Origin of the sequence: Brevundimonas sp. MYb52 (assembly GCF_002979535.1) — a bacterium.
In the GTDB taxonomy this organism is placed as follows: Bacteria; Pseudomonadota; Alphaproteobacteria; order Caulobacterales; family Caulobacteraceae; genus Brevundimonas.
On the sequence record NZ_PCPB01000002.1, the window covers coordinates 267,651 to 292,276 of the forward strand.

A 24,626-nucleotide genomic window follows, 5' to 3' on the forward strand; every position below is an offset into this window, starting at 1 on the left:
TTCAGTCTGAGGCGATTCGGGGACCGGTCTGGTAGGCCGCACGAAGGTTGGGCGCAAGCGTAGCGCGTTCAGGTCGAGGCTCTGGGTAAACCGCCCGCGCCAGGATGGCCAGACACAGAGCCCAGGGCATGTTCTGGGCGCTGACCAGCACGCTCTCGGACAGGGTCAGCAGGATGTAGACGCTGAGATAGGCGATGCCCCAGAAGCCTTCACGTCGGCCCGCTGACGGCAGGCGGATCAGGGTCAGAAGATAGGACGAGGCCATGATGGTCCCGACCAGGATCGCGCCCGGCCAGCCCAACTGGATCAGCAGGTCGATCCAGCCGTTGTGGGCCGAGGGCACGGACCAGCCAGTCTGGTGACGTATCCATGCGGCGGGCTCGGAGTCCGGTCCCCAGAAGGCGTTGTAGCCATAGCCGGTCCAGGGGCGTTCATCGATCATGCGGAACAGGGCCGTCCAGATCTCGGTGCGGCCGGTCAGGGTCGGGTCCTTGCCCAGCGCCTTCAGGATTTCGGCGGACTCGAACGTCCACAGCCACCATCCGACGGCGCCGCTGATCACGCCCATCCAGACGGCGACGACGATCAGGGCCGGGGGGGAGCGCTTCAGGCTCCACAGGACGCCGATCACACCGATGCCGATCAGGGCGCACAACAGAGAGGTCTTCGACCGCGTCGCCAGCACCAGCACGAGGCATAGAACAAGGGCGGCGATCGGTGCGAGCCTGGGCCGGTCCTCCGCGGCCAGCCAGGCGGCGGCGGCGGTCGCGCCGGCGACCATGGCTATGCCCATCTGGTTCTTTTCATACCAGACGCCGCGCCACATGCCGTCGTTGACGCCATGGTGCACGCCGATCGACGGCACAGCGAAGACCATGAAGAGGCTCAACACGCCGAGCACCAGGGCGCAGCAGGCGATCAGCCGAGGCAGGTTCATGCCGTGGAAGCGAGCGCCCAGATACAGGGCGAAGCTGCCGTTGATGGTCATGGCGATGACGCGCCGTTGCGTCGTGGCGGGGTCGATCGACCAGTATTGCGAGGCGAAGGCCAGGGCGACCAGGGCGCCCAGGGCCAGCCAGGCTGGCCAGGCTCTGATCACGGTCTCGAACCGCAGCAAAACCAGCCCGGCGGTCATGGCATAGACCGGCAGCCAGAACAGGCGAAGGATGGGCGTCTCGGCCTGGTCCGGGGCCAGGACAGGTCCGATCAGGGCCCCCGTCAGCATGGCGAGGATGAACCCCGCCGCCGCCTGCTCCCACATAGGCGGGTCAGCGAGGTCCGACCCAGGCAAGGAGACGCCGGGGTCTGGACGAACGGCGCGCACGGCGGCACGGTCGCTGAACGGGATGAGGGAAGGGTGAGCCATGACCAGTCTGATGCGCGTTCGAACACCGGGAGAACACGCCAGGGTCGGCTTTGTCGAACTGTTTTTCGACCTGGTCTTCGTCTTCGCTATCACCCAGGTCAGCCATCTTCTGCTGGCGCACCTGACGCCGCTGGGAGCGCTGGAGGCGGCGATCCTGCTGGCGGCTGTGTGGTGGGTGTGGATCGACACAAGCTGGATCACCAATTGGCTGGACCCCGAGCGGGGGCCGGTGCGGCTGATGCTGTTCACCCTGATGGCGGCGGGCCTGATCATGTCGACGTCGTTGCCCCATGCGTTCGGCGACAAGGGACTGGTGTTCGCCTGCGCCTTTGCCTCCATTCAAGTGGGCCGCAGCCTGTTCACCCTGAGGGCCGTGCGAGGGTCGCCCACACAGAAGGCGAACTTCCAGCGGATCTCGATCTGGGCTCTGCTGGGGGCCGTGTTCTGGATCAGCGGCGGCCTGGCCGAGGGGCAGACGCGGTTGTTGATCTGGCTGATCGCCCTGGGACTGGAGTTCACGGGGCCGCTGCTGGCCTTCTTCGTGCCGGGTCTGGGACGCTCCAGCACCATGGACTGGGACGTCGAAGGCGCGCATCTGGCTGAGCGGGTCGGCCTGTTCGTCATCATCTGCCTAGGCGAATCCATCATCATCACCGGGGCGACCTTTGGCGAGTTGCCGTGGACGCCAACGGTGGTGACGGTCTTTGTGTCGGCCCTGATCACCACCATCACCATGTGGTGGCTCTTCTTCAGCGAGGCCCACGAGGCAGGATCGGAGACCATCAGCCACGCCGCCGACCCCGGCGCCATCGCCCGGCGCACCTATACCTATTGCCCGATCATCGTGGTGGCGGGGATCGTGGTCACGGCGGTGGGCGATGAACTGGCCCTGGCGCATCCGCTTGGCGTTGCGGGCGTGGCGAAGGCGGCGGTCCTGATCGGCGGACCGATGCTGTTCCTGCTGGGGACGGCCCTGTCGATCTACAGCATCTGGGGCAAGGTCGCCTGGCCGCGCGTGGCCGGGGTGGCGGCGATGGGCGCGACCCTGCTGTTCGGACAGGGCCTGTCGCCGCTGCTCCTGACCATGACCTCGACGGTGATTTTGGTGCTGACAGCGATCTGGGAGTCCGTCGCGGGCAGAGTAAGGAAGGCCTAGGAGGCCTTCTCGACGAAGGTGTCGATGACCTTCTTCTCGCCCGCCTTGTCGAAGGCGACGACCAGCTTGTTGCCCTCGACGGCGCGCACGGCGCCGTAGCCGAACTTCTGGTGGAAGACGCGGTCGCCGCGTGACCAGTCGCTGCTGGACTTCGGCGGCGTCACCGGGCGGCTCTGGCCCTCGATGATCGCCTTGCGGGCGGGCGTGGAGCCTGCGCCTGTGCGGGAGGGCTGGCTCGAGGTGAAGCTCTGGGCGCGTTTCCAGCCGGGGCTGGAGTATCCGGCGCCGAACGAAGGCGTGTCGTCCCAGCGGCTCTTGGGCTGCTGCATGCCGGGCGCGCCGCCGCCATTGTAGTAGCCGGTGTCGGACTGCGGATCGACGTGGGCCAGGGGCAGTTCGTCGACGAAGCGGCTGGGCAGTTGCGAGGTCCAGCGGCCATAGACCAGACGGTTGGCGGCGAAGCTGATGCGCGCGTCCCGCTTGGCGCGGGTGACGCCGACGTAGGCCAGGCGGCGTTCCTCCTCCAGCCCCTTCATGCCCTTCTCGTCGATGCTGCGCTGGCTGGGGAAGACGCCTTCCTCCCAGCCGGGCAGGAAGACCAGCGGGAACTCCAGCCCCTTGGCGCCATGCAGGGTCATGATCTGGACCGCGCCGCTTTCGGACTCGGGCGCAGCGCGGTCGAGGTCCATGACCAGGGAGACGTGTTCCAGGTAGCCCTGCAGGGTGTCGAACGCCTGCATGGCCTGGGTCAGTTCCTTGAGGTTGTCCAGGCGCGTCTGGCCGCTGGTGCGGTCGGCCTTCTGCATCTCGGTGTAGCCGCTCTCGTCCAGCAGGGTTTCCGTCACCTGCCAGTGGGGCGTGCCCATGCTTGCCAGATCGCGCCAGCGGTCGAGGTCGCGCACGAAGTTGGCCAGGGGTGTGCGGGTGCGGGCCTGAAGCTCGTCCGTGGTCAGCAGGTGGCGGACCGCCTGCATGGCCGAGACGCCGTTCTCGCGGGCGATGTGCAGGATTTTCTGGACGCTGGTCTCGCCGATGCCGCGTTTGGGCACATTGACGATGCGCTCGAAGGCCAGGTCGTCGTCCTCGGACTGGATCAGGCGCAGATAGGCGTGGGCGTCGCGGATTTCGGCGCGCTCGAAGAAGCGGGGGCCGCCGATGACCTGATAGGGGATGGCCAGCATGACGAAGCGTTCTTCAAACGCCCGCATCTGGAAGGAGGCGCGGACGAGGACGGCCATGTCCTTGTACTTCATGCCCTGTTTGCGGGCGGTCTCGATCTCGTCGGCGATCAGGCGGGCCTCGGCCTCGCCGTCCCAGACGCCGCGCACGCGGACCTTGTCGCCGCTGTCGTCCTCGGTCCACAGGGTCTTGCCCAGACGGTCCTGATTGGTGGCGATCAGGGCCGAGGCGGCGCCGAGGATATGCTTGGTCGAGCGGTAGTTGCGCTCCAGCTTGACGATCTTGGCGCCGGGGAAGTCGCGCTCGAAGCGCAGGATATTGTCCACCTCGGCCCCGCGCCAGCCGTAGATCGACTGATCGTCGTCGCCCACGCAGCAGACATTGCCGGTCGAGGAGGTCAGCAGCCGCAGCCACAGGTACTGGGCGACGTTGGTGTCCTGATACTCGTCCACCAGGATGTAGCGGAAGCGGTTGCGATACTCCGCCGCCAGATCAGCGTGTTTCGACAGGATGGTGAGATTGTGCAGCAGCAGGTCGCCAAAGTCGCAGGCGTTCAACGTGGCCAATCGCTTCTGATAGGCGGCGTAGAGGGCATGACCCTTGCCGTTGGCGAAGTCCTCGCCCGGCGGCAGCTTTTCGGGCGTCCAGCCGCGGTTCTTCCAGTGATCGATCAGGTGGGCCAGCGACTTGGGCGTGTGCTTCTTGGTGTCGATATTGGCGGCTTCGAGCAGTTGCTTCAGCAGCCGCTCCTGATCGTCGGTGTCGAGGATGGTGAAGCTGGACTTCAGCCCGACCAGTTCCGAATGGCGGCGCAGGATCTGGGCGGCGACCGAGTGGAAGGTGCCGAGCCAGCGCAGGCCCTCGGCCGAAGGGCCGATCAGGTGGCCGATGCGCTCACGCATCTCGCGCGCGGCCTTGTTGGTGAAGGTGACGACCAGCAGTTCCCACGGCTTGGCCCGACCTGTGGCCAGGATGTGAGCCAGACGGGTGGTCAGGACGCGGGTCTTGCCGGTGCCGGCGCCGGCCAGGACCAGAACCGGCCCCTCGGTCGTCTCGACCGCCAGCCTCTGTTCGGGGTTGAGGCCGGACAGGTAGTCAGCCGCGCCTTGCGACGACTGACCGCGGGCGAGGTCGGAAATGCGGGGGAAAGGCAGGTCGGTCACAGGATAAGCGGCTCACGCAGGGCGGATTCGGAGGAGAACATAAGCAGCACAGCGGCCAAAGTCAGGCCCCGTCTGAAAATGGCCTGCGGGAACCGTCAAGCCTGACCCCCGTTCTCTCGACCTCAGCGAAGCGACGAGGAGCCTGTGAATGACCGACCCCAATATCCCGCCGCCCGAACGCGTCGTGCACCAGACGACGATCAACACCACCAGCCCGGAGCGGAAGGGCGGGGGCGGCTTTATGGCCTTCATCCTCGGCGGACTGATCGTGGCCGTGGCCGTGATCGGCTGGTTCCTCTACTCCGGCGGGCGTCCGCCGGCCGCGCCTGAAGCGCCGGAGGTCAACCTGGACATAAACGTGCCAGCCCCCAAGTTGCCGGAAGCGCCGCAACTGCCGGACGTGCCGCGCCCGGCCGAGCCGCCGACCGTGACCACCCCGGCCCCGGAGCCTCAGGGCTAGCCGCGTGATGAAGGGGGCTGTGCTCCTGAAGCGGGCCTATGAGCCGGCGGAGCCCGAGGACGGCCAGCGGGTGTTGGTCGATCGGCTGTGGCCGCGTGGCGTGAGCAAGGAAAAGGCGGCGATCGACCTGTGGCTTAAAGAGATCGCCCCCAGCACGGCGCTGCGCCAATGGTTCAACCATGATCCCGCGCTGTGGGAAGAGTTCCAGCGGCGCTATCGCGCGGAACTGGACGCCAATGGCGAGGTCGTCGGGCAGTTGAAGGATGTGATCCGCGCGGGGAAGACCACGCTGGTCTATGGCGCGAAGGACGAGGCGCATAACGACGCCGTGGTGCTGGCCGAGTATCTGGGCGGGACTACTTCAGCCGGTAGCTGATGGTGGTGACGACGCGGACCTTCTTGTTCAGCGAGGTGGCTTCGTCGCCGAAGCCGTCGCGGGGAAGGATTTCGAACGAGCCCTGACCGGCGGACTTGATGGGGCCGAGCGGTGCGCCGGAGTCCTTGGCGAACTGGACGGCGCCGGTGCGGGCGGCGGCGGTGGCCTCGGCGATCATGGCGGGGCGCACGTCATTGAGTTTGGTGAAGATGTAGGACGGCCCCTGAAAGTCCTGCAGCACCACGCCCTGACGCACCAGATCGTTCAGGTTGCGGGTGGTGGTCTGGACCCGGTCGACGTCACTGGTGCGAACGATCACCGTCTGGGTCAGGATAAACCGAGGCCCGCCGGTCTGGCTGGCGTATTCGCGTGAACGGGTGTCGGCGACGCCGAGTTGGCCCAGATCGACCGAGGTGTCGGGATAGCCCTGGGCTTTCAGGAACTGGCGGACGATGGCCAGGTCGCCGTCGATGCGGGCCTGAACCTCGGACAGGACCTCGCCGGAGGCGGTGAAGCGGATGGGCAGGACGGCGAGGTCAGCCTTCACGTCCTTTTCCGCCAGACCGCGCACGGTGACGGAGCGGTCGCCGGCGCGCGCATTGACCACGCCCTGACCGATCAGGGCGCCGCCGCCAATCAGACCGACGGCCAGCAGACCACCGATGACGACGGCGGGGATCAGGCGATTGTCGGTTGTCATGCGTCTTCTCCGGCGAAGCTGCGGTCGCCGCCGGCCCATTGCAGGGCCAGGACGCGACAGGCCGAGGCGAGGGGGCGGCGGCCGCGCCAGGCGTCGATGCGGATCAACAGGGCGGCGCGGCCTAGGTTCAGTTCAGCCCCGATGGCGTCCAGCACAGCCCAGAACTCCGGCTCCAGCGCCACCGAGGTGGCGTGGCCGGACAGCAGGACGGAACGCTTGGCGAGGCTGCTCACGGTTTAGCGGACGCCGACCATCATGATGTCCGCCTTGTTCGGCGCACCGTTGGTCAGGACCGAATGGCGGGTGTCGGTGGTGAAGCGCAGGGCGCCGGCCGGGTCGCGGATCTCGGCGCGGACGGCATAGGTGTGGCGGGCGTCGATCTGGCTGTTCGGCACCGACAGGGTGACGGCGTAGGGCGGACCGCGACCGTCCAGCGGTTGCGTGGTTTGCGCCAGAACGCGGGCGGGGGCGTCCATCAGGCTGACATCCTCGACCTTGACCGTCAGGACATGGCCGGGCGGCAGCATGATGCGCTCGCGATAGGCGGCGATGACCTCGACCTGGGTCGAGGCGCTCTCCTCGCCGGGCATGCTGGAACAGGCGGCGACCACGAGGGCGAGCGGGGCGATCAGCGGAAGGAAGCGCATGACAGGGTGTCCTGTGAGGGGGTTAGCTTAGCAGAACGTCCCATGAAGGCATAAGGCTGCAAGATCATGGCGGCGCTGTCTGAAAACCGGTGATAACGGAGGTTCCGGTTTCGTTTCCGTTGAGTCGCCTTGAGGCCCTGCCTGTGACCCAGTCTGCAAAGCTTTCTCTTTCTCCGGCATCGCTGGCGATTGGCGGCATCGGCGTCTGCGCCCTGATCTGGGGCACGACCTGGTATGCGATCACCTTCCAGCTGGGCGCGGTTGATCCAGTCGTGTCGGTGGTGATGCGCTTCGCCATCGCCGCCGTCGTGCTGGCCCTGGTGGTCAAGGCGACGGGTGGAAAGCTGGCCATGACGCGGCCGCAGCACCTGATGGCCATGGGGCAGGGGCTGTTCTCATTCGCGATCAGCTACGCCTTCGTCTATGCCTCGGAAGAGAAGATCGCCTCGGCCGTGGTGGCGGTGATCTTTGCGGCCCTGGCCTTCCTCAACCTGATCCTGTTCCGCGTGGCCTCGAAGCAGAAGGCTGCGCCGGCGGCCTGGCTGGGTGCGGGCATGGGGGTCATCGGGGTGGCGGTCCTGTCGGGCGGCGAGGTCATGGGCGCCGGATTGGGCCTACACGCGGTCGAGGGCGTGACCTTCGCCGTCATTGCGGTCGTGGCCTCGGCCTTTGGCAACTGGTTCGCCTGGAAGGGTCAGCAGGCAGGGGCGCAGGTCCTGCCCGGCACGGCCTGGGCCATGGCCTATGGCACGGGGGCGCTGGCGCTCTATGGGCTGGCGACGGGCGTGTCGTGGTCCGTGGCGTGGAGCCCGGCCTATGTGATCTCGCTGCTGTATCTGTCGCTGTTCGGCTCGGTGATCGCCTTTGGCCTCTATTTCACTATCGCCCGTCTGCGCGGCTTCGCCCTGGCCAGCTATGTCTCGGCCCTGACGCCGCCGATCGCCATGCTGGTGTCGGTGCTGTTCGAGGGGGCGAAGTTCGGCTGGATCGCCCTTGCCGGGCTGGCGCTGGTGCTGGCGGGTCAGTTGTTCCTGATCCGCGCGCCGAAGCGGTCTGCGGCCTAGGCCTCCGGCTCGTCCAGCTTGTGGCCGTTCAGGCGGGCGGCGTCGCGGTCGCGCTCCTTCTGCATCGTCAGGCGCTCGGCCTTGCCGCGGCCGAAGGTCAGGCGATTGGCGTCGGCAGTTCGCTTTGCCTCGGCCTTGTCGCGGGCCTTCCTCGCCTTGTTCAGATTGACGACCTCGCCCATCAGGCGTGACCGGACGAGGGTGTGATATGGATGGTCAGCGGCATCGTGAACTCCCTCAAGCGGCGATTGTGATGGACCCGTTCGTGGGCCGGACCGTTTCACTCTCACCTCAAACAGCCATGGAGAGGGTCATGATAAACGCCTCGATGATCAAGGAACATCTCGAAGTCGTGGGTTCGGACGGCGGGCACGTCGGCCGGGTGGACCATGTGATGGGCGATCAGATCGAGCTGGCCAAGTTCGACATGGGGTCAGGCCTGAAGCACCACATGATCCCCGTCAGCTGGGTCGATCACGTTGACGAGCATGTCCATCTGACGATGACCAAGGACGAGGCCAAGGCGCGCTGGATGGAAAAGCACTAGCCGCCGCCTTACCGCGAATTCACCCGGGCCCCGCTGTCACAGGCGGGGCCTTTCGCCATATCAGGGACGTCGCGCCGTTCGCGCATGGGAGACGACCTTGATCCGACTGATCCTGAACCTGCTGTGGTTTTTCCTCGGCGGTTTCGCCTCGGGCCTGGCCTGGCTGTTCGGCGGGCTGTTGCTGGCCCTGACGGTGGTTGGGCTGCCGTGGGCGTTTTCCGCCTGGCGGATCGCCAGCTATTCCTTCTGGCCCTTTGGACGCGAGATCGTCTGGCGAGAGCCTAACCCGGCGGATCTGGGCGCGGGTTGCCTTGGACTGGGGCTGAACGTGATCTGGCTGATGCTGGCCGGCTGGTACATCGCCCTGGCCCATATCCTGATCGCCGTGCCGCAGTTCGTCAGCCTGATCGGCATCCCGTTCGCGCTGAAGAATGTCGAACTGGCCAAGCTGTCGCTGGCCCCGGTGGGGCGGACGATCAGAGACAGGTAGCTTTGGTCTCAGTGCAGGCGACGCCGAGCCATTCGAGGCCATTGGGTAGTTCGTTCGCTGAGTAATCGAGCTGCAGGACGCGCCGCCGTCTGTCGCTGACAGATTTGGCCGAGCTATGCAGGATCGGGGTCGCATAGGCCCAGACGTCGCCCGCATCCGCGTGACAGGTGTGGATGGGGTGTTGGTTTGTCGTGGCCTCGACCTCGTCGGCGGCCACCTTGCCAAGCCGATGTGAGCCGAGAGCGACGATCAGAGGGGCATTTTCGTCATTGCAGGCGTCGAGATGAACCCGAAGCGTCACCATCTGGTCGAGCACCGAGATCGGCGGGGCGACATGGACGATGCCGTCCTTGACGGACCATGGCCCGAAATCCGTCGTGTCCCGGCGAGCACGGACGGCGATGGTGCGGTCCTGATGCCAGGCGACGAGCCAGTTCATCGCCTGTGTCTTGTCGAAGAGGACGGCGCGAACCGGACGAGCGCCCGGTCCGAGTAATTCGGCAGCTATGGCTCCGATCTTGCCCGTCGCCGCCAGCAAGTCCGTCGTTTGCGCATCAAGCAGCAGCCGCCGGCCGGGACGACGTTGAAGCTCGTCGCCCAGCCGGTTCAGGAGATCCGCAATATCCCGTTCCGACAGCACGGCCCGAAAGAGCGCGGCGCCGTGAGCCGGGATATTGAGATCATCAGCCTGCATAGCCTCAGCCCGGCGAGATCATCTTCTCGGGGCGGACGTATTCGTCGAACTCGGCGTCGGTCAGGTAGCCGCCGCCGACGGTTTCCTGACGCAGGGTGGTGCCGTTCTTGTGCGCGGTCTTGGCGATCTTGGCGCAGATGTCGTAGCCGAGGCGGCCGTTCAGGGCGGTGACCAGCATCAGCGAGTTGTTCAGGCCGCGCTCGATGTTGTCTTCGCGCGCTTCGATGCCGACGACGCAGTTGTCGGTGAAGCTGATGGCCGCGTCGGCGACCAGACGCACCGACTGCAGGAAGTTGTAGGCCATGACCGGGTTGTAGACATTCAGCTCGAAGTGGCCTTGCGAACCGGCGAAGGTCAGCGCGGCGTTGTTGCCGAACACCTGGACGCAGACCTGGGTCAGGGCTTCGCACTGGGTCGGGTTGACCTTGCCCGGCATGATCGACGAGCCCGGCTCGTTTTCCGGCAGGGCCAGCTCGCCCAGACCCGAACGCGGGCCGGAGCCCAGGAAGCGGATGTCGTTGGCGATCTTGAACAGCGAGGCGGCGACCGTGTTGATCGCGCCGTGGCTGAAGACCATGGCGTCGTGGGCGGCCAGGGCCTCGAACTTGTTCGGGGCGGTGGTGAAGGCCAGACCGGTGATGGCGGCGATGTTGGCGGCGACCTTTTCAGCAAAGCCGACGGGGGCGTTTAGGCCGGTGCCGACGGCGGTGCCGCCCTGGGCCAGTTCCATCAGCGCGGGCAGGGTCTGCTCGATGCGCTTGATGCCGTTCTCGACCTGTTGGGCGTAGCCGCCGAACTCCTGACCCAGGGTCAGGGGCGTGGCGTCCTGGGTGTGGGTGCGGCCGATCTTGATGATGTGAGCCCAGGCGTCCGACTTGGCCTTCAGGGCGGCGTGCAGGTGCTTCAGGGCGGGCAACAGGTCCGACACCACCTGCTCGGCGCAGGCGACGTGCATGGCCGTCGGATAGGTGTCGTTCGACGACTGGCTCATGTTGACGTGGTCGTTGGGGTGGACCGGCTTCTTGGAGCCCATCTCGCCGCCCAGCATCTCGATGGCGCGGTTCGAGATGACTTCGTTGGCGTTCATGTTCGACTGGGTGCCCGAACCCGTCTGCCAGACCACCAGCGGGAAGTGGTCGTTCAGCTTGCCTTCGATCACTTCATTGGCGGCGGCGATGATGGCCTCGGCCAGCTTGGCGTCCAGCTTGCCCAGGTCGCGGTTGGTCTCGGCAGCGGCGCGCTTGACCACGCCCAGGGCGCGCACGACGGGCAGGGGCATCTTTTCCCAGCCGATCTTGAAGTTGCCGAGCGAGCGCTGCGCCTGAGCGCCCCAGTAGCGGTCGGCGGCGACCTCGATGGGGCCGAAGGTGTCGGTTTCGATGCGGACGTTGCTCATCACAGGCTCGTTCTCAGACGTGGCGGGAAGATGCCGGGCGGTGTAGCACGCGGACACGACGGGGCAAGGCGGCCCGACCATTGGCTAGGGAGCAAGGCGCGCGTGGAAGGCTGGATCGGCAACGGAAAGGTGCGCGGACGCGAGGTCGGCGACACGGTGGAAATCACCATCGACGGCCTGACCACCCAGGCCAAATACTACAAGCCGTTGGCCTATGAGTTCTTCCGCAAGGAGTGGACGTCGCGTCCGGCCTGGGGCGACTACGTCGTCGAGATCGGCATGGAGCACGTCGGCGACGCGCCGTGGATGGACCTCGACAACCTAGCCAAGGCCCTGCTTGATTCCATCAAGGGCTATCTGTTCCATGACGACAGTCAGGTGGCGCGCCTGCTGGTGGAGCGCCATGAGGGCGAACGCGAGCGGATCACGATCCGGGTGTTCCCGAGGGGTTAGGGGTTCGAGGCTGCTTCCGGCTCGTTGGGGAACGTGACAAGTTCGCCCGATGAGGATTGACGCACTGACCATTTCCTTGGTTTTGACCGCCGCAGTCTCTGGGTGTGGAGAGCGTACCTCAAAGGCTGAACTCGCGACTATCGAGCGTGCGGACCGCATGAACGATCAGGAGCGTCGCGCCATTCTTGGTCAACAAGTGGCGAGCGGCCAAAAAACCTCGGAAGAAGCCGCATGCGACTACCGGCTGGGTCTCTGGGACACGGAACGGGAGGCCTGTTTCAACGCCGACGGTCCGTCGATTAGACCCGCTCCGACTGGCCCGTCTGAATACGTTGCAGTCCACAATGCCGAGGATGCCTGCGCCAAGGCGACAGCACTGGTGACAGCGCAAAGAGGTCTGCCGATCACCCATGTCGCTTACTGCGATCAGACCAGGGAGGCGGACAGCCCGTCTGGCTTCTATATCATGGCTCTGCGCGCCCAATGCTCGGACGATCTATGCGGCAGCACAAACATGGGCTGGTTCGCTGTCCAAAAGGCGACGGCTGACATTTTCGAGGTCGATGACGTGACCGACTGGAAGCTCGGCAGGCGCGTGACGGACAGTAATTGAGGTCCGCTTCCCGCCCACATCGAACTTCCAGCGCGTCCGGTTGAGGGGGGCGCCGACGCTCTACTTCTTCCGGAACTGGTCCAGCGAGACGACCTTGGGGCCGTCGTCGTCGCCCGAGGGGGGCGGGGCGGCGTTCGGGTCGCGGGCGGGCGGCGTCAGGGACGCGATCTCGGCCTCGACGATTTCCGGTTCTTCGAACTGCAGCAGGAACTGGACGCTGGGGTCGTAGAAGCGGGTCACGGCCGAATAGGGCATGGCCAGGACCTTGGGCATGCCGCCGAACTTCAGCATGATCGAGAAGCGGTCGTGCTGGACGTCGAGGTCCCAATATTGGTGCTGCAGGACGATGGTCATCTCGTCGGGGTATTTGGCCAGGACGTCCGGCGGCACCGAGACGCCGGGCGCTCGCGTCTTGAACGTGATGTAGAAGTGGTGCGCGCCGGGAATGCCGTCGGGCTCGGCGGCACGTTCCAGCGCAGAGCGGATCACGCCGCGCAGGGCGTCCTGGGCGAGTTGCTCATAGAACATCTCGTCGACCGGGGGAGATTGATCCGTCATCGGGGGCCTCGAAACTGGGAACGCGCGACTGTTACCCGCGACAGGCGAGCGACGGAAGATGCGGATTTGAGGAAAGCGCCGGGATTCTGTTGCCAGGCTCCCGACAGGCCCCGCCTGAGGATCTGAACCCCCAGGACTTAAGTGTTCGAAATCAACCGAACCGCATTACGCGGCGAGGCGGACTTCTCCAGCGAAGTTATCGTTCGCAGTTATAAAATGGCCCGATACGGTGGGCCAAGACGGGCAAAAGCATCCTCTTTACACGTCCGTCGATGCTAGTCGGCCCCGCAGCTCCCGCCGATAACGCGGTGAGAGATTGGTGGAGCCGCCGGGAATCGCACCCGGGTCCGGTCCGCTTATTACAGGCGCGTTTATCGCCATAGTCCGGGCGAACCCGAACAAAACCAATATAGGCCGTGCGGGGGGCGTATCCAAGAGGGCGCGCGTGCAACACTCAGATTCTCTGCCGATTTGTCGTCGACCAGCGTGATTGACACCGGTGGACATCGCCGCGAGCATGGCATGAGGGAGTTAGGTGATATGGGCAGAATCACACGTAGGCGACTGGGGCTGGGTCTTGGCGTCGGTCTAGGCGCAGGTCTGACGGCGACTGCCGCCGCGGCGGCAGCGGAGCAGAAGCGAACAGCCGATCCGGCCGTCATCCGCTCGGGCTTCATCTATGAGCAGGCTTCCTATCCGCAATGCCACGCTTCGAGCATCGTGGAGACCTTGGGCGGCGTGATGGCGGCGGCCTGGTTCGGCGGCACGCACGAGAAGCACCCGGACGTCTGTATCTGGTTCGCGCGGTTCGAGAACGGCGCCTGGGGCGAGGGCGTTCAGCTCGCCGACGGCGTGCAGTTGGATGGGTCGCGTCACCCGACGTGGAATCCTGTTTTGTTCCAGCCGCCGCAGGGCGATCTGATCCTGTTCTACAAGGTCGGGCCCGATCCTTTCAACTGGTGGGGCATGGTGATGACCTCGCCGGACGGAGGCCAGACATGGTCGGCCCCGCGTCGTTTGCCTGACGGGGTGCTGGGACCGATCAAGAACAAGCCGGTCGTGCTGGCTGACGGGACCTGGGTATCGCCGTCAAGCACCGAGGCGGGCGAAGGCATGGGGGCGGCGGCAGGCGCGGGCTGGCGGCTGCATTTCGAGATCAGCAGGGATCAGGGCCGCCACTGGAGTCTGACTGATCCGGTCGAATCGCCGCTGAACATCGACGCCATCCAGCCCAGCATCCTGATCCATCCGAACGGGGCGCTTCAGGCCGTAGCGCGGGCGCGTCAGGGAGCGCTGGCGTCCAGTTGGTCTCATGACGGCGGGCAGACATGGAGCCCCATCGGCGCCGTTGACCTGCCCAATCCCAACTCTGGCACGGACGCCTCGACGCTGTCGGACGGACGTCATCTGATGATCTATAATCATGCGGGCCATGAGCCTGATCGACCGGGGCGAGGGCCGCGCTATCCGCTCAATGTCGGCCTGTCGGACGACGGTCTGTCATGGCGAAACGTGCTGACGCTGGAAAGCGAGCCTCTGGTTCATGGCTATGCCTATCCTGCTGTGGTTCAGGCGTCAGACGGTCTGGTCCATGTCACCTATACGCATGATCGAACCCGCATTCGGCATGTGATCCTGGACCCGGCGCGGCTGGCCTAAACGCGGGCCCAGTCCGCAGTCTGGTTCCTGAACCAGGTCAGCTGGCGCTTGGCGTAGTGGCGGGTGGACAGGCGGATGGCGGCCATCGCCTGGTCCAGGGTTGTCGCGCCGGTCAGGTGGGCGGACAGTTCCGGCACGCCGACCGCTTTCATGGCAGGCAGGGCGGGATCAAGATTGCGGGCCAGAAGGGCGCGGACCTCGTCCACGGCGCCGTGTTCAATCATCAGACGGACCCGCGTGTCGCAGGCGGCGTAGAGGCGGTCGCGCGGCGGTTCGATGACCAGGGCGTCATAGGAGCCGGGCTCCAGCAGCGGGCGGGTGTCGGCCTTCCAGTCGCTGAGCGAGCGGCCGGTGACTTGGGCCACGGCCAGGGCGCGGATCAGGCGCTGGCGGTCACCGGGCGTAATGGCGGCGGCGGATTTGGGATCGACCACGGCCAGGTGACGACGGAAGGCGGCTTCGCCTTCGCGGTCATAGTCGGCCTGGACCGCGTCGCGGACGGCGTCGGGCACGGCGGGAATGTCGGCCAGGCCACGCGTCAGAGCGTTGAAATAGAGGCCGGTGCCGCCGACCAGCAGGGCGGGGCGGTCCTGCGCGGCCAACTCGGTCAGCTGTGGCATGACGGCGCGGGTCCAACGGCCGACGGACCAGGATTCGGCGGCGTCGGTCACGCCGTAGAGGCGGTGTTCGGCAAGGGCTTCATCTTCGACCGAGGGGCGGGCGCTGAGGACGCGCAGGTCGGCGTAGAGCTGCTGGCTGTCGGCGTTGATGATGACGGCGCCGGTCTGTGCCGCCATGTCCAGAGCCAGACGCGACTTGCCCGAGGCGGTGGGGCCGGCGATCAGGGTGAGGCGGGGCGTTTTGGTCAAAGGAAGAGGCTCGCGAACAGGACCAGAGGGCGATAGAACGCCCGCGACCGGCCCGGCAAGGGCCAAGGAGCAGAGCCTTGATCGACCGCACCGCCGTAATCGCCGCCCTCGACGCCGTCATCGACCCGAAATCGGGACAGGGGCTGGTCGCCGCCGGTCTGGTTCAGGGGCTGATGGTGGCGGAAGACCGCGCCGGCTTCGTCCTGGAGGCGCCGGCGGGCGAGACGGCGATCTACGCCCCGGTGCGTGACGCGGCCGAAGCGGCGCTGAAGGCCATACCGGGCATGGCGCGGGTGTCGGTCGTCCTGACCGCCGAGACGGCGCCCGCCGCCGCGCCGCGTCGCACGGCGGGTCTGTCGAAGGCCGCGACCGATCAGGGCCGGGCCAAGGCGCCGGTTCCGACGGATCGCCCCGCCCATGTGAAGCGGGTCCTGGCGGTGGCCAGCGGCAAGGGCGGGGTCGGAAAGTCGACCGTGGCGGTGAACCTGGCGGCGGCCTTGGCGGCTAGGGGCCTGTCGGTGGGCGTGCTGGACGCCGACGTCTATGGCCCGTCGCTGCCGACCATGCTGGGGCTGTCGGGCCAGCCGGACTATGTGGACGGGGCCATTGTTCCGCACGTCGCGCATGGCTTGAAGGCCATGTCGGTCGGCCTGCTGACCAAGGCCGATGACGCCATGATCTGGCGCGGCCCGATGGCATCGCAGGCCATTACCCAGATGCTGACCCAGACGCGTTGGGGGACCGAGGAAGCGCCGCTGGACGTTCTGGTGGTGGACCTGCCGCCCGGCACCGGTGACGTGCAACTGACCCTGATCCAGAAGACGCCGCTGGACGGGGCGGTCATCGTCTCGACCCCGCAGGAGGTGGCGCTGGCTGATGCGCGGCGCGCGCACACCCTGTTCCAGCGCGTCAAGGTGCCGACCCTGGGCCTGATCGAGAACATGAGCGGCCCAGTCTTTGGCCAGGGCGGGGCCGAATCTGAAGCCGCCCGACTGGGCGTGACCTTCCTCGGCGACCTGCCGCTGGACGCTGCCTTGCGCCAAGCGGGCGACGCAGGGCGGCCGCTGGTTTCGGCTGAACCGGATGGCGATGTCGCAGCCCGGTTCGCGGCGGTTGCGGCACGGGTGGCTGAAGGGCTGGGCGTCTAGCGGACCGCGACGGGCGGCGATCGGTCCTCGAGACCGCGCGCGACCAATTGACCGTCCTTCAGAAACACTAGCGCCCGTTGGATCGACTGGAGCGCACGTGCATCATAGCCGGGAAATGGGCCAGGCATGGCTTGGTAGGCGGGGCCGACGCAGGGTGTTGCGACCGAGACGTGATCGCCGACGTGATGGCGGTCGCCACGCTGAATTTCGGTCGCGATGCCGCGCACCATGCAGATCCCGCTGGTCTGCGTGTCCGCCAGGCCGATGACCTCGCGCACCTCGATGATCATCACCGTATCGGCGTCGGCTCTCGCGCGCTGATAGACATGGGGCGGCAGCTCGGCCCAGGCGGGCGCGGTCGTCGCCATCAGGGCGATCGCGAGCAGGGCCGTGCGCATCATGCCGGCTCGACCACGACGGCGGTGCCATAGGCCAGAACCTCGGTCACGCCGGGCATGATCTCATTGGCGTCGTAGCGCATGGCCAGGATGGCGTTGGCGCCCATGTCGCGGGCGTGGGCGACCAGTTCATCATAGGCTTCCTGACGCGCGGCCTCGGCCAGTTTGACATAGGCGCCGACGCGCCCGCCGATCATCGACTGCACCCCGCCGATGGCGTCCGAGACGAGATTGCGCGAGCGCACGGTGACGCCGCGCACCATGCCGATATGGCGGACGATGCGATGGCCGGTCAGATCATTGGTGGTGGCGACGATCATGCTGACATCTCCGGGTTCAGCGGCGTTCCAGGGTGCGGAAGGTGAAGGCGTGGTCGTCCTTTTCGCCCGCCGGGTGGGTTTCGGACGCGGTTTCGACGAAGGCGGCTTCGTCAAAGGTCGGGAAATGGGCGTCGCCCTCGGGCTCGGCATCGACCTCGGTGATGTAGAGGCGCTGGGCGCGCGGCAGGACCGTTTCAAACAGGGCGGTGCCGCCGATGACGCAGACCTCGTCCACGCCGTCTTCGACGGCGGTTTCGCGGGCGATGGACAGGGCTTCGCTCAAATTGGAGCAGACCAGCGCGCCCTTGGCCATGCCTTCGGATTCGTAGGAGCCGTCCTTGGTCAGGACGATGTTCAGGCGACCCGGCAGGGGCTTGAGCGGCAGGCTCTCCCAGGTCTTGCGGCCCATGATGCAGGGTTTGCCCACGGTGACGGCCTTGAACCGTTGCAGGTCCGAACGCAGCCGCCAGGGCAGGTCGCCGTCGCGTCCGATGACGCCGTTTCTGGCGCGGGCGACGACGATGGCGATCTTGGGAACGCTCAAGCTATGAAATCCGTTGGTGATGAAACGATAGTCTCAGTCTGGCCGGGGATCGACCAATGAACAAGTACGCCAAGCCCTTGATCGTGGGCTTTATTGTCCTGTTCGCCGTGTCCTTCGTGCTTGGCATGCTGGGCGGGGCGGTGGGCGCGGACCTTGGCGCGCTTCCGGTTCTGGCGGGGTTGTTCACCGGCGGATTCACCGCCTACATCATGGCCAACCTGGCAGGAAATCGAGCGGGGGTCGCCGCCAGCGACGCCGATCGCGCCCAGGCAGCTTCCCTGATCCCGCTGCCTGGAAAGGGGCTGCTCATTGTCTATCGCGAAGGTTTCGTGGCCATGGCGGCCGGGATGAACCTGGCGCTGGATGGGCGTGAGTTCGCTCAGTTGAAGGGTGGCAAGTTCACCGCCATTGCGGTCGGGCCGGGCGAACATCAGTTGTCGGCGGGGTTCGGCGGTCTGGCCGGGCCGCAGAACAACGCCGCGACCGTGAGCTTCTTCGTGGCCGCGGGCCAGGCCCAAGTCTATCGCGCCACGGTGTCGATGGGTGCGATCAAGAACACTATCGCGCTCGAAACCGCACCCGGCGACAGGTCCGACCTCAGCGCGCGGCTTGCCCGCATGCCGATGACGGCGCCCGACGTTCAGGCCTGATCAGGCCTCAGGCTCGAGCAGTTTCAAGCGGAAGAAGAGCGCGCCAATCACCGCGCCGATGGCTGGAGCGACGAAGAAGACCCAGACCTGGCTCAGGGCCTGGCCGCCGACCAGGAGGGCCGGACCGAAGCTGCGTGCCGGATTGACCGAGACGCCCGTCACCTGAATGCCGACGATGTGGATGACGGCCAGGGTGATGCCGATGGCGACGCCGGCGAAGGCGCCGTGCCCCTTGGCCCCCGTCACGCCCAGGATGGCGATGATGAAGATGGCGGTGGCCACGATCTCGAAGACCAGGGCGGCGTGCAGGCCGTACCCGCCCGGCGATCCGGCGTCGAAGCCGTTCTGGCCCAGGCTGGCGAAGCCGGTCTTGGCGATCATGCCGAGGATGGCCGCGCCGATAATCGCGCCGACGAACTGGGCGATCCAGTAGATCAGCATATCCTTGGCGCTCATCCGCCCGGCGACGAAGACTCCCAGGCTAACCGCCGGGTTGACGTGACAGCCCGACACCGGTCCGATGCCATAGGCCATGGCGATGATGGCGAAACCAAAGGCCAGGGCGATGCCTAGCTGGCCCACATGATCGAAACCGCCCAGTACGGCCGCCCCGCACCCGAACAGCACCAGCACCATTGTCCCGACCAGTTCGGCCGCAAACTTCTTCAACATGACAACCCTCCCGTTTCATGCGTCCGCATCGACGCGGATCAGGGAGGGTGCGCCGAGTCTCTTACGCTCGCCAGCCGGCGTTACGGGAGTTTACGATCAGGTCTTTTGAGCGGCCGGCTCCAGCCACTTCAGCCATTTGCGTTGCATGGCGGCTTCGAGGTCGATGCCGGCGTGGTCGCAGTAGATCAGCAGCATGCCGAGGACGTCGGCGGCTTCGTCGGCCAGGGCCTCGGCGTCGGGTTTGCCTCGGGCGCGACCGGACAGGTTCAGATGCTCCTTGGTCAGCTCGCCCAGTTCTTCTTGCAGCTTGAGCAGGGCCCAGTCGCGGTCGCGGTCGATGGAATGCTCGCGCGCATAGATGTCGGAGATGCGGAGGACGTCCGCCTTCAGGTCAGTCAGTTTCATCAGGTGCGGATCGAGGCCCATTGATTGGCGAGAACGGCCAGAGGCGGGGCGGGCGACCAGGCCTCCTCGGGATCGCCGCCGGCCGGCACGAAATAGCCGTAGGCGCGGGTCCAGATCTCGATGACGGCTTGCTGGAAGGCGTCGCGCGCCAAGGCGGCGTCGATGCGGCCCGTCAGGACCCCGTCCGCCATGCTGTTCAGGAAGTTGAAGACCGTGGACAGGGCGGCGGTGGCCTCTCCGTCATGGTCGTCGGCGATGTGGAAGGGGACGCCGTCGCGCAGGACCCGGCGGGCGCCGAGCACCGGTTCGTCGTCCCAGGCGGCGACCAGTTGCGCGGCCAGTTGCAGAGGCGTTTCGGATGGAGCGGTCGCCTCGCTGGCGGCCGAGGGGACGGCGGCGGGTTCGAGGCGCAAAGCCTGGCGCACGCGGTTGCATGCGGGGCCGAGCGCGGCTCTCAGGTTCTGGTCGCGTCGGTCGGCGACATAGCGGAGCGGCTCGACCCCGATCAGGTCGGACGGCAGGTGGAGCTCGGCCCCGTGCGGCATGACGAAAAAGCAGCGACGTGGTCCCAGGGCGCCGATGAACAGACCCAGTTCGAAGACGACGTTGTCGCGCACGGTCTGAACGGTTCGGCCCCGGATGCGGACCACGTCGTCGGGCGTGAAGACGAAGACGGCGAACTCGACCTTTCGGCTCCAGGCGTAGAGGTCGATCAGGGCCGCGCTGGACGGCTGGAACACGCCCTGCGGCCAGACGGTCGGCTCACAGTCGAACTCCAGGTTTTCCTGAAGGGCGTAGGCCACCTCCAGCCCCTCGACCGAGGAGCCGATGAAAAGAGGCGGCCGCCGGATCACTTCGACACTTCGGCCTTGATGTGCGGCCAGGGCGCGTAGTCGCTGACGACGAAGTCCGACAGCTCATAGGCGAACAGGTCGGATTTCGGCGCGACGGTCAGGGTTGGCAGGGGCAGGGGGGCGCGGGTCAGCTGCAGCTCGGCCTGCTCCAGATGGTTCAGATAGAGGTGGGCGTCGCCGAAGGTGTGAACGAAGTCGCCCGGCTCCAGCCCGACCACCTGGGCCAGCATGATGGTCAGCAGGGCGTAGGAGGCGATGTTGAACGGCACGCCGAGGAAGACATCGGCCGAGCGCTGATACAGTTGGCAGCTCAGCTTGCCGTCGGCGACGAAGAACTGGAACAGGCAGTGGCAGGGCGGCAGGGCCATGTCGTCGACGTCGGCCGGGTTCCAGGCGCTGACGATATGGCGGCGGCTATTGGGATTGGTCTTCAGGCCGTGGACCAGCTTCTGGATCTGGTCGATGCTCGCGCCGTTGGGCGCGGCCCAGGAGCGCCACTGCTTGCCATAGACGGGGCCGAGGTCGCCGTTCTCGTCGGCCCATTCGTCCCAGATGCCGACGCCGTTGTCCTTGAGCCAGCCGATATTGGTCTCGCCGCGCAGGAACCACAGCAGCTCAATGAAGATCGAGCGCGTGTGCAGCTTCTTGGTGGTCAGAAGGGGGAAGCCCTTCGATAGGTCAAAGCGGATCTGACGACCGAAGACGCCCAGCGTCCCGGTGCCGGTGCGGTCGTCGCGGCGCACCCCGTTGTCGAGAATGTCGCGCAGCAGGTTGAGATACTGCCATTCGGGGTGATCGGCGGCGACCGCTCCGCTACGGGCTTCCAGGTCGGCGAGGGCGAGGGCGGCGTTCATGGAAAGAGAGGATGGGGCCGAATCGGTCCGGTCGTCACGCGCGACGAATCGCTTGCCCACAAGAAAGCTGAATCAGCCCTTGAAGCCGTCGCCGGACAGGAAGGCGGCTTCTTCCGCCGTCGTAACGCGGCCCAGGCAGGCATTGCGATGGGGGAAGCGGCCGAAGCGGGCGATGATGTCGCGGTGAATGACGGCGAACTTGAAGGTGTTCGGCTGGTCGGTCTCGTCCAGCAGGGTCAGCAGGCTTTCCTGATCCGCGAGCGATTCCGAATGCATCAGGGGCATCAGGACAAAGGGGCGCAGATCGTGGGCCACCTTTTGGTCGTCGCCACGCGTGATGGCCGCCTTGGCGAACATCAGGGCCAGGGAATCGGTGGCGAACATATGGGCCGTGTCGCGAAAGGCGTTTCGCGGCAACTGGTCCAGCAGAATGATGAGGGCCAGCGTCCCCTCAGGCGTCGCGGTCCAGTGATCCAGCGTGCGGGCGGCGGCGGCGAAGTGGGTGTCGCGGCATCGTTCGGTGAAGGCCACGTCGAAAGCCGCGTTCTTGGCGAACCACTTGTCGGGACCGGCATCGATCCAGAAGGCGACGACTTCGGCGGGGGTAAGCAGTTGGGTCATGTGCAGAAGCTTAGCGCGCACAGGCGCGAATGCACGGCCCCCGAGGGGGAAATCATCTGACGATGTAAGGAAAAATGGTCGGAGTGAGAGGATTCGAACCTCCGACCCCTGCGTCCCGAACGCAGTGCTCTACCAGACTGAGCCACACTCCGACATTTCTTCTCGGCGCGGACCAGAGGCCGTTGTTGCGCCGAGGAGGGGGCTTATAGCCACGAGTTTCGGACCTCGCAAGCGGGGATTTCGCGCCTTTTCAAAAACTCGCTGCTCGATGAAAATTCTTATGTTTTCAGTGTTGCATCCCCGAAAAGCTTGGCGTATCTCACCGCTCCTCGCAGCGACGAACTGCGGGGCGCGCCGGACCTGCTGGGGAATGGTGTAATGGTAACACTACGGTTTTTGGTACCGTCATTCTAGGTTCGAGTCCTAGTTCCCCAGCCATCCGCCCCTCGGGGCAAGAGCATCGACCGGCTCAAAGCTTCCTTCATATTATAATGTGTGATCGCTCAAGCGACAGACGTCCTGTCTGCGCTTGCCGTGGGTCATGCTGAGCCATGACGCCAAAGAAAAAGGCCGCCGGGGTGATCCGGCGGCCTTTGGCGATTCTGATCCTGTGCTTAGCGCGGTGTCGTCGAGGGTGGCGTCGTCAAAGCCGGAGCGCCGTCCTTGTAGCGGTCGAACCAGGCCAGGATGGCGTTGATTCTGGCGGCGTTCTGAGAAGGGCGAACCGCCAGGCTGTGGCCGACGCCGGGAATCTTCACCAGGGCAGTGGGCACGCCGCGCAGTTGCAGGGCGCTGTAATACTGCTCCGACTCGCTGACGGGGGTGCGATAGTCCTCGTCGCCGACGACGACCAGGGTCGGCGTCTTGACGTTGCCGACCAGCGATAGCGGCGAGCGGCGCCAGTAGGCCTCGGGGTTCTCCCACGGATATTCACCGAACCAGTAGCGGGCGAAGAAGGCGGGGTTGTCGGCGGTCAGGACGAAGCTGGCCCAGTCGATCACCGGCTTCTGGCTGGCGGCGGCCTTGAAGCGGTCGGTCTTGCCGACGATCCAAGCGGTCAGCACGCCCCCGCCCGAGCCGCCGGTGACGAAAAGACGATTCGGATCTGCCACGCCCCTGGCGATGACGGCGTCGACGCTGCTGATCAGGTCATCATAGTCATGACTGGGATAGTCGTGGTGGATCAGGTTGGCGAATTCCTCGCCGTAAGAGGTCGAGCCGCGCGGATTGACAGACAGGACGGCGTAGCCCGCTGCGGCGAACAGCTGATTGTCGGTGGCGAAGTGGGGGCCATAGGCGGCGAAGGGGCCGCCGTGGATTTCCAAGATCAGCGGATACTTCTGACCTTCGACATAGCCTGCGGGCAGGGTCAGCCAGGATTCGATCGTGCGGCCGTCGTGCGAGGAGGCGATCTCCAGCCGCTGGACGGCGCCCAGGGTCTTGCCGGCCAGATAGTCGGCGTTCAGGCGGGTCAGCTGGGTCTGGCGGCCTTGGCGCAGAACGTGGATGTCAGCGGGGCGCAGGGCGTCGCCGCGCGTGAAGGCGACCGAACCGTCATCGGCCAGAGAGAAATCGCCGCCGGAATAGGGGCGGCCGATATCATCGCCGCTGAGACCCTGAACCACGGTCGACACGGCGCCGTCCAGTGTCACGCGCGCGACCGTGGTCGAGCCGTGGTCATCGTAGGCGATGAGGACGGAGCGCCCGTCTTGGCTCCACACCGGCGACTGGACCGAGCGGTCCAGGCTGGCGGTCAGGACGCGCCGGTTCGCGCCGTCGCGGTCCATCACATAGAGGCGGACGTTGTGATAGCCCATCCGCTGGTCGTCATAGCCGACATAGGCGATGCGGCGGCCGTCGGGCGAGACGACGGGCGACTGATCCGGGCCGCGACGATCGGTCAGGGCCGTCAGGGCGCCGGAGCGGACGTCCAGGGCATAGACTTCGCTGTCGGCGGCTTCGCGCTGCCAGTCGGCGCCGCGATTGGCGCTGAGGTAGAGGGTGGCGGAATCGGGCGACCAGGACAGGTCGCCGCCATGGTTGAAGTCGCCCTGGGTCAGCTGACGCGCGCCGCCGCCGTCGGCGGGGGCGACGAAGACCTGACGATAGCCCGGCTTCAGATAGCCTTGGCCGTCGGCGCGATAGGTAACGGTGTCGATGACTTCCAGTGGCGGGGCCCACTGTGCGCCTTCGGGTTTGGCTAGGGCTGCGCCCAGGCTGGGCGCCTGGCCGGCGACCAGAATCGAATAGGCCAGCTTGGTCCCGTCCGGCGACCAACTGATTCCGGTGGGCGTATTGGGCAGGTTGGTGACGCGCACGGACTGGCCCGAGGCGATCCAGCGCACGAACAACTGGGCGCCGCCGCCCTCGGCGGTCGAGATATAGGCGACGCGCGTGCCGTCGGGCGACCAGCGCGGCTGGCTGTGCGATCCGGCGGCGGCCGCCAGAGGCGTCTGTTGACCCGTGCGCACGTCGATCAGCCAGATCGTCGGCCGCATCCGATCGGTCATGATGTCGGCGGTCTGGCGCACATAGGCGATGCGCGAGCCATCCGGGCTTATTTGTGGGTCCGAAGCGACTTCAAGGCCGAACAGGTCCTGGGCCTGGAAGCGGGCGGAGTCGGATGGCGGCGGTGCGGACTGCGCCGCGACGGGCGCTGCCAGCAAGGCCAGGGCGCAACAGGCCCAGATCGCTTTTGACATTCGGCGTTTCCCCCTCTGGAACGCCGTGATCATAGATACGGCGAAGGGGGCGGCAAGCGACATCGCTA

General features: G+C 66.2%; 30 protein-coding genes, 2 tRNA genes and 1 other RNA gene. 12 read left to right on the forward strand and 21 right to left on the reverse strand.

Annotated features, from left to right (window positions below):
• Position 1: 1 nt before the first annotated feature.
• Positions 2–1,366 carry an O-antigen ligase gene (locus CQ039_RS04660; RefSeq protein WP_105563470.1) on the reverse strand — a complete coding sequence of 455 codons (1,365 nt, stop codon included), beginning with the start codon at positions 1,364–1,366 and terminating at the stop codon, positions 2–4.
• Here CQ039_RS04660 and CQ039_RS04665 point away from each other — a divergent pair.
• Positions 1,365–2,522 (forward strand): low temperature requirement protein A, encoded by a 1,158-nt coding sequence (locus tag CQ039_RS04665; protein WP_105563469.1) that lies wholly within the window; start codon positions 1,365–1,367, stop codon positions 2,520–2,522. The genes CQ039_RS04660 and CQ039_RS04665 overlap by 2 nt on opposite strands.
• On the opposite strand, the gene CQ039_RS04670 is transcribed toward CQ039_RS04665, so the two are convergent.
• Complete coding sequence (locus CQ039_RS04670) at positions 2,519–4,864, reverse strand: ATP-dependent helicase (protein ID WP_105563468.1); 2,346 nt, start codon at positions 4,862–4,864, stop codon at positions 2,519–2,521. The genes CQ039_RS04665 and CQ039_RS04670 overlap by 4 nt on opposite strands.
• A gap of 148 nt (positions 4,865–5,012) precedes the next feature.
• Between CQ039_RS04670 and CQ039_RS04675 the strand changes: the two genes are divergently transcribed.
• Both CQ039_RS04675 and CQ039_RS04680 read left to right on the forward strand, forming a co-directional pair.
• Complete coding sequence (locus CQ039_RS04675; RefSeq protein ID WP_233190217.1) at positions 5,013–5,324, forward strand: hypothetical protein; 312 nt, start codon at positions 5,013–5,015, stop codon at positions 5,322–5,324.
• Positions 5,325–5,343: 19 nt separating this feature from the next.
• Positions 5,344–5,700: a DUF488 domain-containing protein gene (locus CQ039_RS04680; protein ID WP_233190216.1), complete on the forward strand. Its 357-nt coding sequence runs from the start codon at positions 5,344–5,346 to the stop codon at positions 5,698–5,700.
• Here the strand turns inward: CQ039_RS04680 and CQ039_RS04685 are convergent.
• From CQ039_RS04685 to CQ039_RS04695, 3 genes are read right to left on the reverse strand one after another with little or no spacing between them, the layout of a single operon-like run.
• A complete protein-coding gene (locus CQ039_RS04685) occupies positions 5,681–6,400 on the reverse strand; it encodes an SIMPL domain-containing protein (RefSeq protein ID WP_105563466.1) in 720 nt (239 codons plus the stop codon). The genes CQ039_RS04680 and CQ039_RS04685 overlap by 20 nt on opposite strands.
• Positions 6,397–6,633 (reverse strand): ribbon-helix-helix domain-containing protein, encoded by a 237-nt coding sequence (locus CQ039_RS04690; RefSeq protein WP_105563465.1) that lies wholly within the window; start codon positions 6,631–6,633, stop codon positions 6,397–6,399. The genes CQ039_RS04685 and CQ039_RS04690 overlap by 4 nt, the downstream gene beginning before the upstream one ends.
• 3 nt (positions 6,634–6,636) lie before the next feature.
• Positions 6,637–7,047 (reverse strand): YbaY family lipoprotein, encoded by a 411-nt coding sequence (locus CQ039_RS04695; RefSeq protein ID WP_105563464.1) that lies wholly within the window; start codon positions 7,045–7,047, stop codon positions 6,637–6,639.
• Positions 7,048–7,190: 143 nt separating this feature from the next.
• Between CQ039_RS04695 and CQ039_RS04700 the strand changes: the two genes are divergently transcribed.
• Positions 7,191–8,111, forward strand: coding sequence for a DMT family transporter (locus CQ039_RS04700; protein WP_233190215.1), 921 nt, complete (start codon positions 7,191–7,193; stop codon positions 8,109–8,111).
• Here the strand turns inward: CQ039_RS04700 and CQ039_RS04705 are convergent.
• Positions 8,108–8,293, reverse strand: a complete 186-nt coding sequence (locus CQ039_RS04705) for a DUF4169 family protein (protein ID WP_105563463.1) — start codon at positions 8,291–8,293, stop codon at positions 8,108–8,110. The two genes, CQ039_RS04700 and CQ039_RS04705, sit on opposite strands and share 4 nt — an antisense overlap.
• 131 nt (positions 8,294–8,424) lie before the next feature.
• Between CQ039_RS04705 and CQ039_RS04710 the strand changes: the two genes are divergently transcribed.
• Both CQ039_RS04710 and CQ039_RS04715 read left to right on the forward strand, forming a co-directional pair.
• Entirely contained in the window at positions 8,425–8,658 is a 234-nt protein-coding gene (locus CQ039_RS04710) for a DUF2171 domain-containing protein (protein ID WP_105563462.1), read from the forward strand.
• Positions 8,659–8,755: 97 nt separating this feature from the next.
• Positions 8,756–9,148: a YccF domain-containing protein gene (locus CQ039_RS04715; RefSeq protein WP_105563461.1), complete on the forward strand. Its 393-nt coding sequence runs from the start codon at positions 8,756–8,758 to the stop codon at positions 9,146–9,148.
• Here the strand turns inward: CQ039_RS04715 and CQ039_RS04720 are convergent.
• Entirely contained in the window at positions 9,135–9,842 is a 708-nt protein-coding gene (locus CQ039_RS04720; RefSeq protein ID WP_105563460.1) for a phytanoyl-CoA dioxygenase family protein, read from the reverse strand. The genes CQ039_RS04715 and CQ039_RS04720 overlap by 14 nt on opposite strands.
• Before the next feature lie 4 nt (positions 9,843–9,846).
• Positions 9,847–11,238 carry a class II fumarate hydratase gene (gene fumC, locus CQ039_RS04725; RefSeq protein WP_105563459.1) on the reverse strand — a complete coding sequence of 464 codons (1,392 nt, stop codon included), beginning with the start codon at positions 11,236–11,238 and terminating at the stop codon, positions 9,847–9,849.
• Between the two features lie 102 nt (positions 11,239–11,340).
• Between fumC and CQ039_RS04730 the strand changes: the two genes are divergently transcribed.
• On the forward strand, positions 11,341–11,691 hold the full coding sequence (locus CQ039_RS04730; protein ID WP_233190214.1) for a RusA family crossover junction endodeoxyribonuclease: 351 nt from the start codon (positions 11,341–11,343) through the stop codon (positions 11,689–11,691).
• A gap of 157 nt (positions 11,692–11,848) precedes the next feature.
• Positions 11,849–12,304 (forward strand): hypothetical protein, encoded by a 456-nt coding sequence (locus CQ039_RS04735; protein ID WP_146112144.1) that lies wholly within the window; start codon positions 11,849–11,851, stop codon positions 12,302–12,304.
• Between the two features lie 60 nt (positions 12,305–12,364).
• On the opposite strand, the gene CQ039_RS04740 is transcribed toward CQ039_RS04735, so the two are convergent.
• Both CQ039_RS04740 and ssrA read right to left on the reverse strand, forming a co-directional pair.
• A complete protein-coding gene (locus CQ039_RS04740; protein ID WP_105563456.1) occupies positions 12,365–12,862 on the reverse strand; it encodes an SspB family protein in 498 nt (165 codons plus the stop codon).
• Positions 12,863–12,936: 74 nt separating this feature from the next.
• Positions 12,937–13,301, reverse strand: a transfer-messenger RNA (tmRNA) gene (gene ssrA / locus CQ039_RS04745).
• 101 nt (positions 13,302–13,402) lie between these two features.
• Here ssrA and CQ039_RS04750 point away from each other — a divergent pair.
• Positions 13,403–14,521, forward strand: coding sequence for an exo-alpha-sialidase (locus CQ039_RS04750; RefSeq protein WP_105563455.1), 1,119 nt, complete (start codon positions 13,403–13,405; stop codon positions 14,519–14,521).
• Here the strand turns inward: CQ039_RS04750 and miaA are convergent.
• A complete protein-coding gene (gene miaA, locus CQ039_RS04755; RefSeq protein WP_105563454.1) occupies positions 14,518–15,390 on the reverse strand; it encodes a tRNA (adenosine(37)-N6)-dimethylallyltransferase MiaA in 873 nt (290 codons plus the stop codon). The two genes, CQ039_RS04750 and miaA, sit on opposite strands and share 4 nt — an antisense overlap.
• Before the next feature lie 77 nt (positions 15,391–15,467).
• On the opposite strand from miaA, the gene CQ039_RS04760 reads away from it, so the two are divergent.
• Entirely contained in the window at positions 15,468–16,538 is a 1,071-nt protein-coding gene (locus tag CQ039_RS04760; protein ID WP_105563453.1) for an Mrp/NBP35 family ATP-binding protein, read from the forward strand.
• Here the strand turns inward: CQ039_RS04760 and CQ039_RS04765 are convergent.
• Genes CQ039_RS04765 through CQ039_RS04775 form a run of 3 tightly spaced genes read right to left on the reverse strand, consistent with a single transcriptional unit; the run spans position 16,535 to position 17,800 of the window.
• On the reverse strand, positions 16,535–16,939 hold the full coding sequence (locus tag CQ039_RS04765) for a hypothetical protein (RefSeq protein WP_105563452.1): 405 nt from the start codon (positions 16,937–16,939) through the stop codon (positions 16,535–16,537). The genes CQ039_RS04760 and CQ039_RS04765 overlap by 4 nt on opposite strands.
• A complete protein-coding gene (locus CQ039_RS04770) occupies positions 16,936–17,256 on the reverse strand; it encodes a YbjQ family protein (protein WP_105563451.1) in 321 nt (106 codons plus the stop codon). The genes CQ039_RS04765 and CQ039_RS04770 overlap by 4 nt, the downstream gene beginning before the upstream one ends.
• A 16-nt stretch (positions 17,257–17,272) precedes the next feature.
• Positions 17,273–17,800, reverse strand: coding sequence for a dihydrofolate reductase (locus CQ039_RS04775; RefSeq protein WP_105563450.1), 528 nt, complete (start codon positions 17,798–17,800; stop codon positions 17,273–17,275).
• Positions 17,801–17,856: 56 nt separating this feature from the next.
• Here CQ039_RS04775 and CQ039_RS04780 point away from each other — a divergent pair, with 56 nt between their 5' ends.
• Complete coding sequence (locus CQ039_RS04780; RefSeq protein ID WP_105563449.1) at positions 17,857–18,450, forward strand: hypothetical protein; 594 nt, start codon at positions 17,857–17,859, stop codon at positions 18,448–18,450.
• Here CQ039_RS04780 and CQ039_RS04785 read toward each other — a convergent pair whose 3' ends face one another.
• The 6 genes from CQ039_RS04785 to CQ039_RS04810 form a co-directional block, all read right to left on the reverse strand.
• Entirely contained in the window at positions 18,451–19,122 is a 672-nt protein-coding gene (locus tag CQ039_RS04785) for an aquaporin (protein WP_199183557.1), read from the reverse strand.
• Positions 19,123–19,218: 96 nt separating this feature from the next.
• The gene (locus tag CQ039_RS04790; RefSeq protein WP_105563479.1) at positions 19,219–19,527 is read right to left on the reverse strand and encodes a phosphoribosyl-ATP pyrophosphohydrolase; all 309 of its coding nucleotides are present in this window, start codon (positions 19,525–19,527) and stop codon (positions 19,219–19,221) included.
• Positions 19,527–20,381 (reverse strand): TIR domain-containing protein, encoded by an 855-nt coding sequence (locus CQ039_RS04795; RefSeq protein WP_105563448.1) that lies wholly within the window; start codon positions 20,379–20,381, stop codon positions 19,527–19,529. The genes CQ039_RS04790 and CQ039_RS04795 overlap by 1 nt, the downstream gene beginning before the upstream one ends.
• Positions 20,378–21,235, reverse strand: coding sequence for a thymidylate synthase (locus CQ039_RS04800; RefSeq protein ID WP_105563447.1), 858 nt, complete (start codon positions 21,233–21,235; stop codon positions 20,378–20,380). Before CQ039_RS04800 ends, CQ039_RS04795 begins: the two co-directional genes overlap by 4 nt.
• Before the next feature lie 72 nt (positions 21,236–21,307).
• On the reverse strand, positions 21,308–21,856 hold the full coding sequence (locus CQ039_RS04805) for a DUF924 family protein (protein ID WP_105563446.1): 549 nt from the start codon (positions 21,854–21,856) through the stop codon (positions 21,308–21,310).
• A gap of 75 nt (positions 21,857–21,931) precedes the next feature.
• Positions 21,932–22,008: transfer RNA gene (locus CQ039_RS04810), tRNA-Pro, on the reverse strand.
• Between the two features lie 212 nt (positions 22,009–22,220).
• On the opposite strand from CQ039_RS04810, the gene CQ039_RS04815 reads away from it, so the two are divergent.
• Positions 22,221–22,294: transfer RNA gene (locus CQ039_RS04815), tRNA-Gln, on the forward strand.
• A 176-nt stretch (positions 22,295–22,470) separates the two neighbouring features.
• On the opposite strand, the gene CQ039_RS04820 is transcribed toward CQ039_RS04815, so the two are convergent.
• The gene (locus CQ039_RS04820) at positions 22,471–24,558 is read right to left on the reverse strand and encodes a S9 family peptidase (RefSeq protein ID WP_105563445.1); all 2,088 of its coding nucleotides are present in this window, start codon (positions 24,556–24,558) and stop codon (positions 22,471–22,473) included.
• Positions 24,559–24,626: the final 68 nt, after the last annotated feature.

Excerpts from the sequence above, each read along its gene's own strand:
- fumC (WP_105563459.1), bottom strand. The coding sequence starts at position 11,238 with ATGAGCAACGTCCGCATCGAAACCGACACCTTCGGCCCCATCGAGGTC.
- CQ039_RS04805 (WP_105563446.1), bottom strand. The coding sequence starts at position 21,856 with ATGACCCAACTGCTTACCCCCGCCGAAGTCGTCGCCTTCTGGATCGAT.
- CQ039_RS04765 (WP_105563452.1), bottom strand. The coding sequence starts at position 16,939 with ATGATGCGCACGGCCCTGCTCGCGATCGCCCTGATGGCGACGACCGCG.
- CQ039_RS04695 (WP_105563464.1), bottom strand. The coding sequence starts at position 7,047 with ATGCGCTTCCTTCCGCTGATCGCCCCGCTCGCCCTCGTGGTCGCCGCC.
- CQ039_RS04720 (WP_105563460.1), bottom strand. The coding sequence starts at position 9,842 with ATGCAGGCTGATGATCTCAATATCCCGGCTCACGGCGCCGCGCTCTTT.
- CQ039_RS04780 (WP_105563449.1), top strand. The coding sequence starts at position 17,857 with ATGAACAAGTACGCCAAGCCCTTGATCGTGGGCTTTATTGTCCTGTTC.
- CQ039_RS04790 (WP_105563479.1), bottom strand. The coding sequence starts at position 19,527 with ATGAAACTGACTGACCTGAAGGCGGACGTCCTCCGCATCTCCGACATC.
- CQ039_RS04685 (WP_105563466.1), bottom strand. The coding sequence starts at position 6,400 with ATGACAACCGACAATCGCCTGATCCCCGCCGTCGTCATCGGTGGTCTG.
- CQ039_RS04735 (WP_146112144.1), top strand. The coding sequence starts at position 11,849 with ATGAACGATCAGGAGCGTCGCGCCATTCTTGGTCAACAAGTGGCGAGC.
- CQ039_RS04820 (WP_105563445.1), bottom strand. The coding sequence starts at position 24,558 with ATGTCAAAAGCGATCTGGGCCTGTTGCGCCCTGGCCTTGCTGGCAGCG.
- CQ039_RS04710 (WP_105563462.1), top strand. The coding sequence starts at position 8,425 with ATGATAAACGCCTCGATGATCAAGGAACATCTCGAAGTCGTGGGTTCG.
- CQ039_RS04705 (WP_105563463.1), bottom strand. The coding sequence starts at position 8,293 with ATGGGCGAGGTCGTCAATCTGAACAAGGCGAGGAAGGCCCGCGACAAG.
- CQ039_RS04675 (WP_233190217.1), top strand. The coding sequence starts at position 5,013 with ATGACCGACCCCAATATCCCGCCGCCCGAACGCGTCGTGCACCAGACG.
- CQ039_RS04740 (WP_105563456.1), bottom strand. The coding sequence starts at position 12,862 with ATGACGGATCAATCTCCCCCGGTCGACGAGATGTTCTATGAGCAACTC.
- CQ039_RS04660 (WP_105563470.1), bottom strand. The coding sequence starts at position 1,366 with ATGGCTCACCCTTCCCTCATCCCGTTCAGCGACCGTGCCGCCGTGCGC.
- CQ039_RS04785 (WP_199183557.1), bottom strand. The coding sequence starts at position 19,122 with ATGTTGAAGAAGTTTGCGGCCGAACTGGTCGGGACAATGGTGCTGGTG.
- CQ039_RS04665 (WP_105563469.1), top strand. The coding sequence starts at position 1,365 with ATGACCAGTCTGATGCGCGTTCGAACACCGGGAGAACACGCCAGGGTC.
- CQ039_RS04750 (WP_105563455.1), top strand. The coding sequence starts at position 13,403 with ATGGGCAGAATCACACGTAGGCGACTGGGGCTGGGTCTTGGCGTCGGT.
- CQ039_RS04800 (WP_105563447.1), bottom strand. The coding sequence starts at position 21,235 with ATGAACGCCGCCCTCGCCCTCGCCGACCTGGAAGCCCGTAGCGGAGCG.
- CQ039_RS04770 (WP_105563451.1), bottom strand. The coding sequence starts at position 17,256 with ATGATCGTCGCCACCACCAATGATCTGACCGGCCATCGCATCGTCCGC.